General features: G+C 36.6%; 16 protein-coding genes. 1 reads left to right on the top strand and 15 read right to left on the bottom strand.

What is annotated here, in order from left to right:
* Positions 1–325 precede the first annotated feature (325 nt).
* From sigF to KQI21_RS00380, 13 genes are all read right to left on the bottom strand, one after another.
* Positions 326–1,081: an RNA polymerase sporulation sigma factor SigF gene (gene sigF, locus KQI21_RS00440; RefSeq protein ID WP_216482050.1), complete on the bottom strand. Its 756-nt coding sequence runs from the start codon at positions 1,079–1,081 to the stop codon at positions 326–328.
* A 12-nt stretch (positions 1,082–1,093) separates the two neighbouring features.
* Positions 1,094–1,537, bottom strand: coding sequence for an anti-sigma F factor (spoIIAB, locus tag KQI21_RS00435; protein ID WP_216482049.1), 444 nt, complete (start codon positions 1,535–1,537; stop codon positions 1,094–1,096).
* Complete coding sequence (spoIIAA, locus tag KQI21_RS00430) at positions 1,534–1,887, bottom strand: anti-sigma F factor antagonist (RefSeq protein WP_216482048.1); 354 nt, start codon at positions 1,885–1,887, stop codon at positions 1,534–1,536. Before spoIIAA ends, spoIIAB begins: the two co-directional genes overlap by 4 nt.
* 108 nt (positions 1,888–1,995) lie before the next feature.
* Positions 1,996–3,171 (bottom strand): D-alanyl-D-alanine carboxypeptidase family protein, encoded by a 1,176-nt coding sequence (locus tag KQI21_RS00425; RefSeq protein WP_216482047.1) that lies wholly within the window; start codon positions 3,169–3,171, stop codon positions 1,996–1,998.
* 1,035 nt (positions 3,172–4,206) lie between these two features.
* The gene (locus KQI21_RS00420; RefSeq protein ID WP_216482046.1) at positions 4,207–5,514 is read right to left on the bottom strand and encodes a pyrimidine-nucleoside phosphorylase; all 1,308 of its coding nucleotides are present in this window, start codon (positions 5,512–5,514) and stop codon (positions 4,207–4,209) included.
* A gap of 9 nt (positions 5,515–5,523) precedes the next feature.
* On the bottom strand, positions 5,524–6,348 hold the full coding sequence (locus KQI21_RS00415; protein ID WP_216482045.1) for a purine-nucleoside phosphorylase: 825 nt from the start codon (positions 6,346–6,348) through the stop codon (positions 5,524–5,526).
* 14 nt (positions 6,349–6,362) lie between these two features.
* Entirely contained in the window at positions 6,363–7,544 is a 1,182-nt protein-coding gene (gene deoB, locus KQI21_RS00410) for a phosphopentomutase (protein WP_216482044.1), read from the bottom strand.
* Between the two features lie 96 nt (positions 7,545–7,640).
* Entirely contained in the window at positions 7,641–8,534 is an 894-nt protein-coding gene (gene xerD / locus KQI21_RS00405; protein WP_216482043.1) for a site-specific tyrosine recombinase XerD, read from the bottom strand.
* Positions 8,535–8,541: 7 nt separating this feature from the next.
* Entirely contained in the window at positions 8,542–8,748 is a 207-nt protein-coding gene (locus KQI21_RS00400) for a DUF4227 family protein (protein WP_216482042.1), read from the bottom strand.
* A 340-nt stretch (positions 8,749–9,088) separates the two neighbouring features.
* On the bottom strand, positions 9,089–9,547 hold the full coding sequence (gene fur, locus KQI21_RS00395) for a ferric iron uptake transcriptional regulator (protein ID WP_216482041.1): 459 nt from the start codon (positions 9,545–9,547) through the stop codon (positions 9,089–9,091).
* A gap of 110 nt (positions 9,548–9,657) precedes the next feature.
* Positions 9,658–10,293, bottom strand: coding sequence for a stage II sporulation protein M (spoIIM, locus tag KQI21_RS00390; protein ID WP_216482040.1), 636 nt, complete (start codon positions 10,291–10,293; stop codon positions 9,658–9,660).
* Between the two features lie 101 nt (positions 10,294–10,394).
* Positions 10,395–11,558 (bottom strand): endonuclease Q family protein, encoded by a 1,164-nt coding sequence (locus KQI21_RS00385; protein WP_309245486.1) that lies wholly within the window; start codon positions 11,556–11,558, stop codon positions 10,395–10,397.
* Between the two features lie 2 nt (positions 11,559–11,560).
* Complete coding sequence (locus tag KQI21_RS00380; protein ID WP_216482039.1) at positions 11,561–12,106, bottom strand: NUDIX hydrolase; 546 nt, start codon at positions 12,104–12,106, stop codon at positions 11,561–11,563.
* A gap of 120 nt (positions 12,107–12,226) precedes the next feature.
* On the opposite strand from KQI21_RS00380, the gene KQI21_RS00375 reads away from it, so the two are divergent.
* Positions 12,227–13,141 (top strand): aldo/keto reductase, encoded by a 915-nt coding sequence (locus KQI21_RS00375; protein ID WP_216482038.1) that lies wholly within the window; start codon positions 12,227–12,229, stop codon positions 13,139–13,141.
* 987 nt (positions 13,142–14,128) lie between these two features.
* On the opposite strand, the gene KQI21_RS00370 is transcribed toward KQI21_RS00375, so the two are convergent.
* Both KQI21_RS00370 and KQI21_RS00365 read right to left on the bottom strand, forming a co-directional pair.
* Positions 14,129–14,929 (bottom strand): SDR family NAD(P)-dependent oxidoreductase, encoded by an 801-nt coding sequence (locus KQI21_RS00370; RefSeq protein ID WP_216482037.1) that lies wholly within the window; start codon positions 14,927–14,929, stop codon positions 14,129–14,131.
* Positions 14,904–15,878 (bottom strand): MBL fold metallo-hydrolase, encoded by a 975-nt coding sequence (locus KQI21_RS00365; RefSeq protein ID WP_253291220.1) that lies wholly within the window; start codon positions 15,876–15,878, stop codon positions 14,904–14,906. Before KQI21_RS00365 ends, KQI21_RS00370 begins: the two co-directional genes overlap by 26 nt.
* Positions 15,879–15,982 lie beyond the last annotated feature (104 nt).

Genomic DNA, 15,982 nt, shown 5'->3' with positions numbered 1-15,982 from the left:
GCTATAGTTATTGTCATGCGCGGAAAAGAAAACATACATGGCAAGATCTATTAACAGCTTCCTATCCAAGAACATGAAGAAGACTCTTCTTCACCTATCCAGGATTGGATAAGTGGAAACAATTCTCAAATAAAGGGAAGACGAATACTGCGAGACTCCTCTCGGGAAAACGACAATCCGAGCCCCACGAGTGGCGGTTTTCGCGAGGTGGCTCAAGGGTTCGTCCGCGGAAAGCGAGAAGTATTCGTCTGACTGTAAACAACAAAAAAGCTTGTAGAAAGCCAATGGATTTTTCTACAAGCTGACCAGAGCAAGCTAGGGGGTTTTAGGAATCGATATAATGCTTCATTTCCTCTAAAATTTTCTTTTCCAAACGGGATACTTGAACTTGAGAAATGCCTAATCGTTCAGCAACTTCGGATTGTGTTTGATCTTTATAATAACGCAAATAAACAATTAATCTTTCTCTTTCACTAAGCACTCGAATCGCTTCTTGCAAGGTCAGTTTTTCAAACCACTTCGTATCCTGATCTGAAATTTGATCTAATAATGTAATTGGATCCCCATCGTTTTCAAAAACGGTTTCATGTATAGATTGGGGAGATTTTGCAGCCTCTTGTGCATGGACTACTTCTTCTGCAGAAATATCTATCGCTTTAGCTATTTCATGTACAGTTGGCGATCTGCCTAATTGTTTAGTCAATTCATCTTTCTTCTTACGAATACGATTTCCCGTTTCTTTTAGTGAACGACTAACTTTAATGGTGCCGTCATCGCGAATAAATCGTTGAATTTCTCCAATAATCATCGGAACTGCGTAGGTAGAAAAGCGCACATCATAAGATAAATCAAATTTATCTATCGATTTGATTAGCCCGATACTTCCTATCTGAAACAAATCATCCGGGTCATATCCTCTGTTAATAAATCGTTGAACAACAGACCAGACGAGACGCATATTTTTTTCCACTAATATATCTCTTGCGGCTTTATCACCTTGTTGACTTTTTTCAATTAGTTGTTTTACTTCCTCATCTGTTAATGTCTCGGTTTTATTGTTCCTTTTTACATTAACATTCATTGACATATTCCCTCATGATGAGCACACCGTTTTGGCTTTTGTTAATTGTTTCGTCATATACACAGTTGTACCTTTACCAGGATGGGATATAACCTCTACCGTGTCCATGAAGTTTTCGATGATTGTAAAGCCCATTCCAGAACGTTCCAGCTCTGGCTTGGAAGTATATAACGGCTGACGCGCTTCATCTATATTAGCAATTCCGACACCATTATCTTTAATCGTCAACTCTACTTCTCCATCCATAATAGAGCATGTAATCGTAACTTCGTGATGAGATTCATTATTATATGCATGAATAATACAATTCGTTACAGCTTCGGAGACAACTGTTTTAATCTCGGTTAGCTCGTCCATTGTTGGATCTAATTGGCTGACAAAAGCTGCAACTGTTACCCTAGCAAAAGCTTCATTTTCACTGACACTAGAAAATGTAACCGTCATTTCATTTTTCACGATGCCACCCCCAATGTTTCTAAAGCAAATTGTTCATTCTCCTCCAAACGAACAATTTTGAAGAGACCTGACATTTCAAATAGCCGTTTAACTGACGGAGAAATTGAACAAACAACCATTTCTCCACCAAGCTGCAATACTTCTTTATATCTGCCAAGGACTACTCCAAGACCTGAACTATCCATAAATGTCATTTCTTCTAAGTTCAAAACAACGTGTTTTACCTTATGCTTATCCATTACTTTTTTCCATTTCTTACGCAATAATTCTGCTTCATGGTGATCCAACTCTCCAGAAAGCCTTACAATGAGTACATCTTCTTTAACAGCAAATGTTGAATTCAGCTCCATTTCCTTTCCTCCTATGCTTTACTTACTGTAATTACCTGTTTCTCCATACAATAGGCTAATTCCTGCAAGTTGACAAAAGAAGAAGAAATCCCTAAAAAATAGAATTAATTATTCATTTTTCGCCAATGTTTGCCATGTACGTTTCCAAAGTGTTAAAAAGGATGCTTGCTGAATAGGCTCTTCTACGGTTAGAGCACTTTTTGACAAAATGGTATCCCCATTTTTGACGATCAATTCCCCGACCTTTTCACCACGTTTGACCGGAAGATTTAAATCTTTGACTAAGTGAATATCTGTCGTAATTTTATCGGTTGATTCTCCACGGCGATACAATGTACTTATCGACTCAGAGGCAACGACATCTGTAATTTTATTTTCTGCTTTCAAAAGGTTCAGTTCCGTGATCTTATCCCCTTTTTTAAATAGCTTTTTTGTCTGGAAATGATTAAAAGCATAATCTAACATTTGTGATACTTGGGCATTTCTCTCTTTTGTAGAATCTGCTCCCATTACAACCGCAATAACACGCATATCGTCTTTTTCAGCAGTTGCTGTTAAACAATATTTCGCTTCACTTGTATATCCAGTTTTCAAGCCATCTACCCCTGGATAAAATTTCACTAAACGATTTGTATTTACTAGCCAAAACTCATTTTCTTTCCCTTTCCGTAAATAATCTTCATAAATAGACGTATACTTTGTAATGGATTCATGTTTTAACAGTTCTTTAGACATAATCGACATATCATAAGCTGTACTGTAATGATCATCTGCAGGAAGTCCTGTTGAATTTTGAAACTTTGTATTTTTTAATTGTAGTTCCTTTGCCTTTTCATTCATTTTTTTAACAAAAGCTTGCTCACTTCCAGCAATTCGTTCTGCCAAAGCGACACTTGCATCATTTCCCGAAGCAACTGCAATTCCTTTTAGTAAATCTTCAACACTCATCTCCTCCCCGGTCTCTAAGAATATTTGCGATCCCCCCATTGAAGCAGCACGTTCACTGACTCGTATTTTTTCATCCAATTTTAACTTTCCTTCTCCCAATGCTTCCATAATTAATAATAGTGTCATTATTTTAGTCATACTTGCTGGTGAAAGCTTTTCATGCTCATTTTTATTAAATAATACTTTTCCTGTATCCCGTTCAATTAAAATGGCAGATTTAGCATCAACAGTTAAATTTTTAGCATCCGTATTTTCTTCTGCTGCAGCGCTTACTGGTAACAAGATACTTACAAGTAAAAAGAAGACCATACCAGTTGCGAATAGACTTTTCTTCATCCTTTTTCCCTCCAATGGCTTGTATGTATTGTCGTCCGCTGTTTTTATAAAAGTTATTCTATATAGTGAAACTTCATTCAGTAGGAGTTTTCTTCCATCTCCTACTGAATGTTAGTAGAACGAATCGGGCATTTAGGTGCCGTTTTCTCCCACTTAGACCTTTTGTATCAACTGATCTTGAAGTGGGAGTCTTACGGCACCTTACATGCGGGATAAAACACTCATCCTAAAATGCAGTACACTTCGTTTTTTGATGGTTTACATGAAGAAGTGAAACGCTAGTGTATCGTATTTGTAAGGATCTAATTCGTTTAAATGATAAGGAAAGCTTCTTGGATCAACACTACTTATAACAGTTTTTAGAGCGAGTTTATACTACTTCTTATTAACAGGAATGAAAGAACTTCAACTGGATAAAAGTTGAAAACAACATTCCTTAGGTAAAAAAACAGAATACACTAACAAGTTTGTTTTTCCTGCGTTAAGCTTTCTTTCCAGACGACATACATCTAGCTTATCCATTTCATATTTTTCTTATACTATAGATTTATAGGAGTTGAAGAATTTAATAATATGAAGGACGCTTTGAAGTATCCAAATAGGTGACTAATTATGTATAGATCCAGGGAAGGTTTTTAAGAGAATAAAGTGATGCTTGCATTAAATTGGATGAAAAAGAAGTCTATATTTCAATATTACTAGTTGGTTAGTAGCTTGAATGAATTTCATAATTCTTAGCCCATGTACCACAAGGGCTGCAAGATATGAAAAAGGAAGTACCTCAACGTTTAACTCTTCCATCGTTGCGCTATCAAACAATGGAAGTTGGCTATGATTATGAACTAATATATGAACAAGTGCATCTTTGCTTCCGAGGAAGTTGAGGCGTTGCCCACGGAAAGCGAAGTGTATCCGGATGGAACACAAATAGCACAACTTTACTTTATTTAGAATTTTTTAAAGTATCACTTAAAAAACTCCTTTGAAAGAATCCGTTATAAAATACGGTTCTTTAAAGGAGTCCATTCATTTAAGTTAGGCAGTTGTTATAATATCATGGATTAATGTTGGTGCAATAACATCTTCTCTAGAGATAGAAATACTGTTATATAGCTTTTCCTTCACTTCATCTAGATTTTCAGAATTAGCATAGATTGTAAGTAATGACTCTCCTTCATTAACTTTATCACCTATTTTCTTATGCAACACCATTCCTACTGCTAAATCAATCTCAGCATCCTTTGTTGCTCTACCAGCACCTAACATCATCGCTGCTGTGCCAATATCATCAGCAATGATTTCAGCTATGATACCTGATGATTTAGCCGGCAATTCAATTTGGTAGGAAGCTTGTGGAAGCTTTTCCGGGTTATCTACCACGGAGGCGTCCCCCCCTTGTGATTCAAGGAAGACCTTAAACTGCTGTAATGCTTTGCCATTATGAAGATTTTCTTTTAATTTAGCTCTCGCTTCATCAATAGATTCTGCTTGTTTAGCTAATACAACCATTTGACTTCCTAAAGTGAGACAAAGTTCGGTTAAATCTTTAGGACCATTTCCACGTAATGTTTCAATAGCTTCACTAACTTCTAACGCATTTCCAATTGCATTACCTAGTGGCTGACTCATATCAGAAATAACTGCCATTGTATTTCTGCCAACTTTATTTCCAATCGTAACCATTGCTGTAGCTAATTCTTTTGCTTCATCTAATTTTTTCATAAATGCTCCGGCACCTGTTTTTACATCAAGTACAATGGCATCTGCGCCAGAAGCTATTTTTTTACTCATAATGGAACTAGCAATTAACGGAATAGAATTAACGGTCGCCGTAACATCACGTAAACCATATATTTTTTTATCCGCTGGAGTTAAATTGCCGGATTGCCCAACAACTGCTACTTTATTTTTGTTTACCAATTCAATAAATTCATCATTGGAAATTTCAACATGAAACCCTGGTACAGATTCAAGCTTGTCAATCGTACCACCTGTATGCCCTAATCCTCTACCACTCATTTTAGCTACGGGAACACCAACAGAAGCTACTAATGGTGCTAAAATTAATGTTGTTGTATCACCAACACCACCGGTTGAATGCTTATCGACTTTAATTCCATTAATCTTTGACAGGTCAATTTGATCTCCAGATTCAACCATTGCTTGTGTAAGCTGAGCGCGTTCTTCATGATTCATATCTTGAAAATAAATAGCCATTAATAAAGCACTTACTTGATAATCAGGAATTTCATTTTTGGTATAGCCATCAATAAAAAATTTAATTTCTTCCTTCGTTAATGCATGCCCATCGCGCTTTTTTTCAATAATATCATACATACGCATATTATCACTCTACCTTTCAGGAATAGTCTCAATTACTTTTTTAACAAATTGCAAAAATGATTCTTTAACTTGTTCCGTAGTTTCGATTACTTCCTCATGGGTAAGTGGCTGATCAAGGATTCCCGCAGCCATATTTGAAATACAAGAAACTCCTAATACATCAATTCCAGCATGTGCAGCCACTATAACTTCTGGAACTGTTGACATACCAACCGCATCACCACCTAACATACGTAACATGCGAACTTCAGCTGGTGTCTCATATACAGGTCCTGTATTTCCAACATAGACCCCTTTTTGAATCGACAAGCCAATTTGCTCAGCACTTGCTTCTGCGTGTCGAATAAGATTTTTTGTATAGACGTTAGACATGTCTGGAAAACGGACACCTAAGCGATTATCATTTTTACCGATCAATGGATTGTCTCCCATGTTATTAATGTGATCGGTGATAACCATTAGATCCCCTGGTTTGAAATTTTCATTTACCCCTCCGGCAGCATTTGTAACGACTAATGTTTCTATACCAAACTCTTTTAAAACACGGACAGGAAATGTAACTTGTTGCATGGAATAGCCTTCATAATAATGAAAGCGCCCCTGCATAGCAATAACATGCTTTCCTTTTAATAAACCGGCTACTAATTGCCCCTTATGACCAGCTACAGTAGAAACCGGGAACTTAGGCACTTCACTATAAGGAATAGTAATGGCGTCTTCAATTTCCTCTGCTAATACGCCTAATCCCGAACCAAGAATTAAGCCAATTTGTGGTCTGGTCTTTAATTTCTTCTCTATAAAAGCACTTGCTTGTTTAATTGACTGTTGATCCATATTGATTCTCCCTCCTAAGATTGGATATCATTTAGAAAACTTGTGCCATGTTTTGGCATCGGAATATCAAAGTTATCTGCAATGGTTGCTCCTATATCAGCAAATGTTTTACGGATTGGTAGTTCTTTTCCTTTTTTAATACTGTTGTAGTAAACAAGTAGTGGAACATATTCTCGTGTATGATCTGTCCCATGATGGGTTGGATCATTACCATGATCGGCAGTAATAATAAGTAAATCGTCATCTTGTAACTCTTTTAACACCTCTGGAAGGCGAGCATCATATGCCTCTAAAGCTTCTGCATAACCATCCGGATCACGTCTATGTCCATATTTAGCATCAAAATCAACCAAATTTACGAAGCTAATACCTGTAAAGTCTTTTTTCATTGATTCCACTAATTTTGTCATTCCATCATCGTTATCTTTCGTTCGAATTGCTTCAGTAACCCCTTCTTCATCATAAATATCAGAAATTTTACCTAGAGCAATCACATTAAACTTATTGTCTTTTAATTCATTCATCACTGTTTTTCCGAATGGCTTTAATGCATAGTCATGACGATTTGCTGTTCGTTCAAATGCACCAGGTTTACCGATAAATGGACGGGCGATTACGCGGCCAACCATATATTTTTCATCTAAAGTCAGTTCTCTAGCAATTTCGCATATACGATACAATTCTTTAACCGGAATAATTTCTTCATGTGCGGCAATTTGTAATACGGAATCGGCAGAAGTATAAACGATTAATGCACCAGTTTCCATATGCTCCTCGCCTAATTCTTCAATAATTTTTGTACCTGACGCAGGCTTATTACCAATCACCTTCCGACCAGTTCGTTCTTCCAACTGTTGAATTAACTCTTCAGGAAACCCATCTGGAAAAGTGCGAAACGGTTGTTCAATGTGTAACCCCATAATTTCCCAGTGTCCTGTCATCGTATCTTTACCATTTGATGCCTCTTGCATTTTTGTATAAAATGCCTTAGGAGAAGCTGCTTTTTCAATTCCGGGGATTTCCCGAATGTTACTTAATCCTAAGCTGCCCATATTTGGCATATGAAGTCCATTTCGATGTTTTGCAATCGACCCAAGCGTATCTGCCCCCTTATCATTAAATTGCTCCGCATCAGGAGCTTCTCCTATCCCAACTGAATCCATTACGATAAGAAAAACACGCTTAAATTTTTTCATGTTATTACCTCCTTGTTATACTATGTTCCCGAGTTTGATCAGAAGTATGTCTTCATTTACTAGTTGTAGGATGTCAGACAACCATAATTAAAAAAATTATGCCCTTGGATGAAAATGTTTATAAACATCCTTTAATCGCGATTTTGTTACATGGGTATAAATTTGTGTTGTTGAAATATCGACATGGCCCAGCATTTCCTGAACAAGTCGCAAGTCTGCACCATTTTCTAATAAATGTGTAGCAAAGGAATGCCGCAATGTATGTGGTGTGATCGTTTTTGTTATCCCTGCCTCTTCTGCTCTTTTCTTCAATATTTTCCAAAAACCTTGTCGTGTGAGCGGTTTACCATGCTGATTGACAAATAAAATTTGATTATCGGTCTGTTGTTTAATTAATTTTCCTCTAGCTTGCTGCAAATAAGTTTCGATTGCTTTTGCAGCTATATTGCCAATTGGGACAATCCGTTCTTTAGCGCCTTTACCGACACATTGAACAAATCCCATTGTCAAGTGAAGATCTGTGATTTTTAAGGTAATCATCTCAGTTACTCGTAATCCCGTTGCATAAAGCAATTCAAACATTGCTTTATTTCGAATATGTAAAGGGCTGTTTCCTGAAATATTTAAAAGCGCATCCATTTCTTCCACCGATAAAACATCTGGCAGTTTTCTTTCTTTTTTCGGTGTTTCAATATGCAAGCTGGGATCATGGGTCACCGATTGGTCACGGATTAAAAACTGATGAAAAGCTCGTATTGCTGAAATGTGGCGAGCGATGGTCGCTGATGACTTATTAGCATCTTTTAAACTATAAAGAAAACCAATAATATCACTCCGCGCTACTTGCTCCCAGTCGTTCTTTTTCATCTTTGTTTTTAAATAACTCATATACTGCGTCAAATCTCTACGGTATGATACGAGCGTATTTTCTGCTAGTCCTCGTTCAACCTGTAGATAATTAAAGAAATCTTCTGCACTGTCGTTTAACATCCTTCTTCTACTCCCCTAAACGGAAAAATAATTGAATGCGGTCAAAAAAACTTAACTCTTCTGTAAAAACCTTCATCGCTGGACCTTCAGGGGTATCATAACGATGATATTGTTCATACTCAGCATGCATCAGGCGAAAACCACAATAAAACAGCCATGTACAAGCTATAAAAATGAAAAACACTTTTATCATGTCCAATAGTAATGATTTCATATCTTTTGCCCCTCTATTCCAAAAACTCCTTTGTACAAGATATGCAGGAATAGACAGACAATATACATAGAATACAAGCTTAATTTGAAAAGAGGACCATGACTTTAAGAATCATCATAAACTTTTTTACTTTCCTGCTAATGATAACTCTTAAAAACGGATTTAAAATGTGACCATTTCTAGTAAATGAAGTTCTATCTTTAATGTAACGTTTTTCGGCAAATTTGTAAAACGTTTTCTATCTAATTCACTCAAAATTTAAAAAATGCCAGCAAATGGGCCTACCATAAAAAAATAGATTATTCATTAAAATAAATGTGCTCCTAGTCTATGTAACCCATTAACTAGAAGCACTTATCATCGCCGCTTGACATTCCTTACATATACCATGAAATGTGAGTCGGTGATCCTTTACTTTAAATCCCCATTCATCTTGAACAATTTTTTCAACTTCCTCTAACAAATCATCTTCAATTTCTTGGACAGCGCCACATTCAGAACAAACTAAATGGTGGTGGGAATGCTTTGCTCCTTCTTTCCGCAAGTCGTAACGGGAAACACCATCACCAAAATTTATTTTATCAATAATTTTCAACTCTGATAATAATTCTAATGTACGATATACGGTTGCTAAGCCGATTTCCGGCGCTTTTTCTTTTACAAGTAAATAAACATCCTCAGCACTTAAATGATCATTTTCTCTTTCAAGTAACACACGTACTGTTGCTTCACGCTGTGGGGTTAACTTGTAACTTTGGGCATGGAGCTGTTTTTTTATACGATCAATTCGATGTTCCATGGGCAGTTCCCTCCTCATATCCCATCTTAATTATATGCATCAATTAAAACTGTGTCAAAACATAATATTATTATTTTGTATTTATAATAATTATAAGCTAATTTTTATTATTAGTAAAATGTACGAACAACCCATTGCATTGCCTCATTAGCAACAAATGTTTCCAAGAAAGCTGCAATACTACCAATTGCTATCAAAAGAGAAAATAACGTAACATACTTACCAAGTGGCTGAAGTACCGGCTGTGCCATTCGTTTTGTAAATAATTTGCTTAATAAAGTAAGGGAGAAGATCATAGATAGACTACCGGCGATTAAATAAATCGGTATAATTAAGAAGTTTTGTGGTGCAATCGATAATGCTGCTAATAAAAGTCCATCCATACCAAGCTGATTTACGATAAAGCCTACGGAAAATCCTACTACTAAACCTTTAATAAAAATAAGTATCCAAACAAGTGGCAAACCAATTACCGATAAACCTAAAATAAATAAGAGTAATAAATATTTGGTGTGATATAAGAAACTATTTTTAAATATCTCAAGATATTCTGCTTTATGATTATCTTCCAGTTGTTTAAAAAAACGCTCTAAGTAAAAAAACAAGTCTTGTTTTTGGATAAAATTCATACTATTAACGAGGATTGCTCCAAAGACAATACCGGTTAAAAATAGAATTACCATAAACAGATAAATGGTAGCATGTTCTTTTATATGATTGATGAAAAGTACTTTATTCTTATGCATTGGAATCCTCCATTCAATATACTGCTATATTAAAAACTATGAAGAATTCCAAGTAAAAATACCAAATTTCTATTGAGGTCTATCAAATATTATTGAACAAGCTATCTTACTGATCCGTACCTCCCACCCCCACCTTCACGAATAGTTAATAATCCTTTACGCATATCAATAATAGATTGTGCTAATTTCTCCGGGATAACGTTCATTAGTTCTTCACGGCTTGCTTTATGAATAACATTCATTTCTGTACGAAACTCTTGCAAGAGTTTCGTATATGTTTTTTTGCCTAAACCAGGCAAATAATCTAAAGGGACTTGATACGTGTATGGAGGTCTAGACACTTTCTGTCCATTTACATCACGTAATTCCCTAATCCGATCACTAACTCCTTTGATAACTTTCTTGGAATAACAGAAAGGACAACTCTCTACATCCGTTGAAACATGGTTATAGCAGTTACCGCAAACCGTCGTATAGTATTTGCCTAACTTCGGGTTCAATCCATAATTCTTGATAATTCGTCGGCCATTCTGTTTCCTTAACGCCCATAACAGTTCGGTAAAGGATGGAGTTTTCATTTTAATATGCTGATACTCACGAGCAATTTTTCCTAAGGAATGGGCATCCGAATTTGTAATATACGTATAATGATGTAATTCTTTAATTTGATCAGCCATATGCGTATCTGAGCTTAATCCTAACTCTATTCCGTCGATTAACGAAGGGGAAAATACTTCGGCTAAAGACTGTTGAACTCCTTTTCCATATAGACTTTTAAACGGAGTGAATACATGAGCAGGGATAAAAATCCCTGCCAATTCTTTTACCTTTTGTTGCAGTTCTATACCAGTACCATAGAATCGTTGTGAACTTAATGTACTATTTTTCATTTTCGTACGTAACCAATGGGAAAAAAGGCTTATTGTTTGTAATGTTGGAAAATAACATAACACATGAATAGGGCCGTGACAAGCTTCGTCATAAACTTCAATTTCGGATCCAAGCAAAAGGGTTACCGTCTCAAATTGGATACCGCCTCCCGTTAATTCATGTGCAACACCATGATCAATCAGTACTTGAATTTCTTCTAATACACCAGGTGACTGGCAATCAATAACTCCGACGACATCGACACCTTTATTTCTACTAGCTTCTTTTAGAATGGAAGTTAATGTAAGTTTATTCGATGCCGTAATCTTTACTGGACGGTCATACATATCACGGCCAATATGAATATGTAAATCTGCAACATAAGAATGTAACACGTTTAGTTCATCCCCAATGCATGTAAATAAAGAATCGCATAGTTTGTTTTTGAATCATGAATTCGTTCTTCTTCTACATATTGCTTCGCTTCATCCAATGTTACTTCAACAATCTCAATAAACTCATCATCATCACCCTCAGCCGGTTCATCGACACGTTCCAATTGATCGGTTATATAAATGTAGATCAACTCATTTGCAAACCCTGGAGAAGTGTAAAATGAAGTAACTAAAGAAAGCTCATTCGTCGTATAGCCAGTTTCCTCTTCTAATTCACGAATTGCGGTTGTCTCCGGGACTTCTCCCGGTTCCAGTTTACCGGCAGGAATCTCTAATAATGATTTCTCTAGCGGCTTACGATATTGTTCAACCATGACTATTTTATTATCTTTCGTAATTGGAATGATCGCCACTGCTCCGGGATGATTAATAATCTCTCGCTTCGCTTGTTTTCCATTAGGTAAAATAACATCATCTACTTGTAAATGAACTACTTTTCCCGAGTAAATTTCTTGTGAGCTAATCGTTTTTTCTGCAAATTTTTTCATGCCTATCATCCTTGTTTGATCAATTTTTCTTCTTTATTTTACCACAATTCCAGTTGAAATTATTGTTTTAACCATTACCTCTATTTAAAATAGAGGTAATACAGCTATGGGGGGATTATTATGAAACGGAATAAATTAGGTAAATCTGACATTTATATTTCGCAACTAACTTTGGGATGTATGTCACTAGGAACAGACTTAAAAAAAGCAAAATATATCATTGATTACGCCCTTGATCAAGGAATTAATCATTTAGACACAGCTGATTTATACGATTTTGGCAAAAACGAAGAAATTGTCGGTGAAGTGATAAAAGAAAAACGTGATCAGATTATTTTAACCTCAAAAGTAGGCAATCATTTTAATCCACAGACAAAAACGTGGTTTTGGGATCCATCCAAACAACATATTCACCAAAGTTTAAGGAATAGTTTACAGCGGTTACAGACAGATTATCTTGATTTTTATATGTTACATGGGGGAACGATAGAAGACCCTATTGATGAGACGATTGAAGCGTTCGAACAATTAAAGCAGGAAGGATTAATACGCGCTTATGGTATCTCTTCCATTCGGCCCAATGTCATTCGGGAATATATAAAACGTTCTTCGATTGATGGAGTCATGATGCAGTATAGTTTATTAGATCGCCGACCAGAAGAGGAACTGCTTGGTTTACTATATAAAAATGAAATTAGCGTTTTAGCACGGGGACCTTTAGCGAAAGGAATTTTAACTAATGAAGGATTTAATCAAAGCAAAGCAAAAGCAAAAGACGGCTATCTGGATTACTCCCATGATGAACTAAACACTTTACTAAAAAAACTCGCTACAATTGCACCAGCTAATGTAAGCGAAGTGGCACTGCGATATGTGCTTACCAACCCCGCTGTCACTAGCGCTGTGTTTGGTGCAAGTTCGTTAACACAAATAAAAAAAACAATCTCAGGGAAGCTTGAACATAAACTATCTGATGACGTAGTGGAACAATTAAAACAGTTAACGAAAGCAAATAGTTATCAGGCTCATCGATAAGTTAGCCACTATTGATAAAGTAAAGTTTCATTCAAGGATTGCTTTTCCCCTTGAATGTTAGCACCTTAAAGGTATGACCTAAAGGCCTCCTTAACGAATCGGGCATTTAGGTGCCGTTCATCCCAGGGTGCGACTTCTTCGTATTCTCTATAATTCCTGAAGCGGGGTTTTACGGCACCTTACATGCGGGATATAGTGAAGCTTCATTCAAGGATTGCTTTTCTCCGAATGTTAGCCTGAACGAATCGGGCATTTAGGTGCCGTTCATCCCACTGCGACTTCTTCGTATTCTCTATAATTCCTGAAGCGGGGTTTTACGGCACCTTACATGCGGGATAAACTAATAAAACAGCAACGCTAAAATGACTCCTTATGTTATGAAACGTTTAGAGAGCCGTTTTAGATACTGGTACGTTTAATGCAAGTTATTTTCTGCTAACAACTGAGCAGAAGAAATAAAGTGAAACTTCCATGAGTGGGGGTTTTCTCTCATCCCCATACAAAGGATCTCAAGCTAAAAACGCGACGTCCTCGAAAAAGGAAACCGCTTTTTCTTCGTGCGATGCTGCTTCAAGGAAGCTTTCCTTATCCTGTTGGCCCGAACCAATCGGGATTTTACTGGCAGTTATCCCACACCTGGACTTCCTCGATCCCTCTTACTCCCCGAGGTGGGGGTCTTACTGCCAGTTAGATGTGGGATAAATGGATTTAAAACGCCTTCTGAACTTAATAGTCGGAACATCCCGTTTCCAAAGTCTAATATCGTACTTGCAGCAAAAAATATCTCCTGCTGTTCCTCAACATAGCAGACTATACGATGATTAGACACTTGTTTATATGTGAGATGGATTCGGCTTGTAAATCGAATTGTTGGCAATCCATTCGTACCATAATTATAAATAAGGAAATGTTTCTGGCTTTATTTTTATCAGTTCCTCACTTGCTTTTTCAGAAATAATAAGCTCCTATACCAGTAGCCCTCCTCTATTATTTTTTGGAAAATTGGTTTCGTAACAGACGTTCACATAATCCAGGCAATAATTGATAAATTCTACTGCCAATATCCATCCATAATGGTAAGTTAATCTCCCGTTTTCGTACAAATAAACAAGCAGCTACTTTTCTGGCTACGTCATCAGGATTCAGTATGTAGCGTGCTACATTTTGCTCATACATTCCCTCTGGATCTGCTGTACGGAAAAAATTTGTTTTAACAGGACCTAAGTTAACAGCGGTTACGATAATATTACTTGTTGTGGCTAATTCCATTCGTAACCCGTTTGTAAACCCTAATACTGCGTGTTTTGTTGCACCATAAATGGCAGCTTTAGGAGTAGCAACTTTTCCTGCCTGAGAAGCGATGTTAATAATATGTGCATGCTCTTGTTGAAGCAGATAAGGTAACAACTGTTTGGTTACATAGATTAATGCTTCCACGTTTAATTGGAACATTTTGGATATCGCTTCTTCGCTAATATGATTAACTTCCGAAAACACACCGACTCCAGCATTATTTATTAGACCGTGAATTGGATCATGTTCAGAAATAATCGTATGCACTACTTTTTTAGTCATTGCTTTATTTCTCAAATCTACTGGATAAAACGGAGGCAAAATAGCAAAGTTTTCATGTAACGCAGTACTGATCTGCTGTAATTTTTCTGTAGATCGTGCCAACAATATAGGGATTCCGCCTTTTTTTGCAATCTGCCAAGCCAAACTTTCTCCTAGACCGCTAGATGCTCCAGTAATAATTATCTTTTTACTTGTCAATATCTGCTGCTTCATAAAAAAGTTTCCCATCTATCATGGATTTAGATACAAGTTGTTTAGATTCCAAATAATCCAGCTGTCCAATCGTTTCTGACATGGTTAAACTAATTTGCTCTTTATATTGCTTGGGAAAAAGCTCGGTGCATATTTCAAATGGTGTTCGTTTCCCCCCATTTTTAATAAGTATTTGATAAACAAAATCCGCTCGTTCCTCTTGTTTTTTTAATCGATTAAAAATCAACTGTCGAGGATTATCTACAACTTCTCCATGAGAAGACAAAATCTTTTTTATTCCTAGATCTGCACATTTTTTTAAATTCTTCCGATATTGGAGTAGTGGTTTTGGCCGATCTTTCATTGGTCTTCCTAATTCTGGCGGCTCTACAATTGGATTGGAGGAAATATGCTTTAAAACATGGTCTCCTCCGATTAATAACTGATCCTGCTCGCGGAGGAATGACAGATGACTCTGGGCATGTCCTTTTGTATCAATAACCTTCCAATCGGGATGTCCAGGCAAAGCATCTCCTTCCGTTAAAATGTCGGTTAATTCCCCTTTCCCAACATATTGTAAGGTTGCTTTAAGCTGTTCCAGTGCGGGATAAAAAACTTCAGGAATACTACAGGCTTTAAAATACTCCTGAAAAAAATGCAAATAGTGTTCAACATATTGCTCATCCAATGTCAACCAATAATTAACGTTGGGATGTGCTACAATCCGTTCTGCATTAGAAAACTGTTCGATTAAACCAATATGATCTGGGTGATGATGTGTTAAAATGATCTGCTCAATATCATTTGGGTGGTAGCCAATTTCTTTTAATTGTGAGGTTAATGCTTCCCAGGAAGCTTTTGTTTTTGCACCGGCATCGATAAGCGATAATGCCTCACCAGCTAACACATATATATGAACATCCCCTACTTCAAAAGGAGTCGACACTGTTATTCGGCTAATTTTATCCATTACTATAATTCCTCCAACTGAATGTTCATTCATTTTCTATATATTTTACTCCGTTTGTGAACAATTGTCGATAAATTTATCCTTTATCATCGTTTATCCTTCAA

The sequence above is a fragment of the Virgibacillus proomii genome (genome assembly GCF_018916875.1).
In the GTDB taxonomy this organism is placed as follows: domain Bacteria; phylum Bacillota; class Bacilli; order Bacillales; family Amphibacillaceae; genus Virgibacillus; species Virgibacillus proomii_B.
Note: the sequence above shows the minus strand (reverse complement) of the source record. Positions and strands in the feature narration are given on the sequence as shown.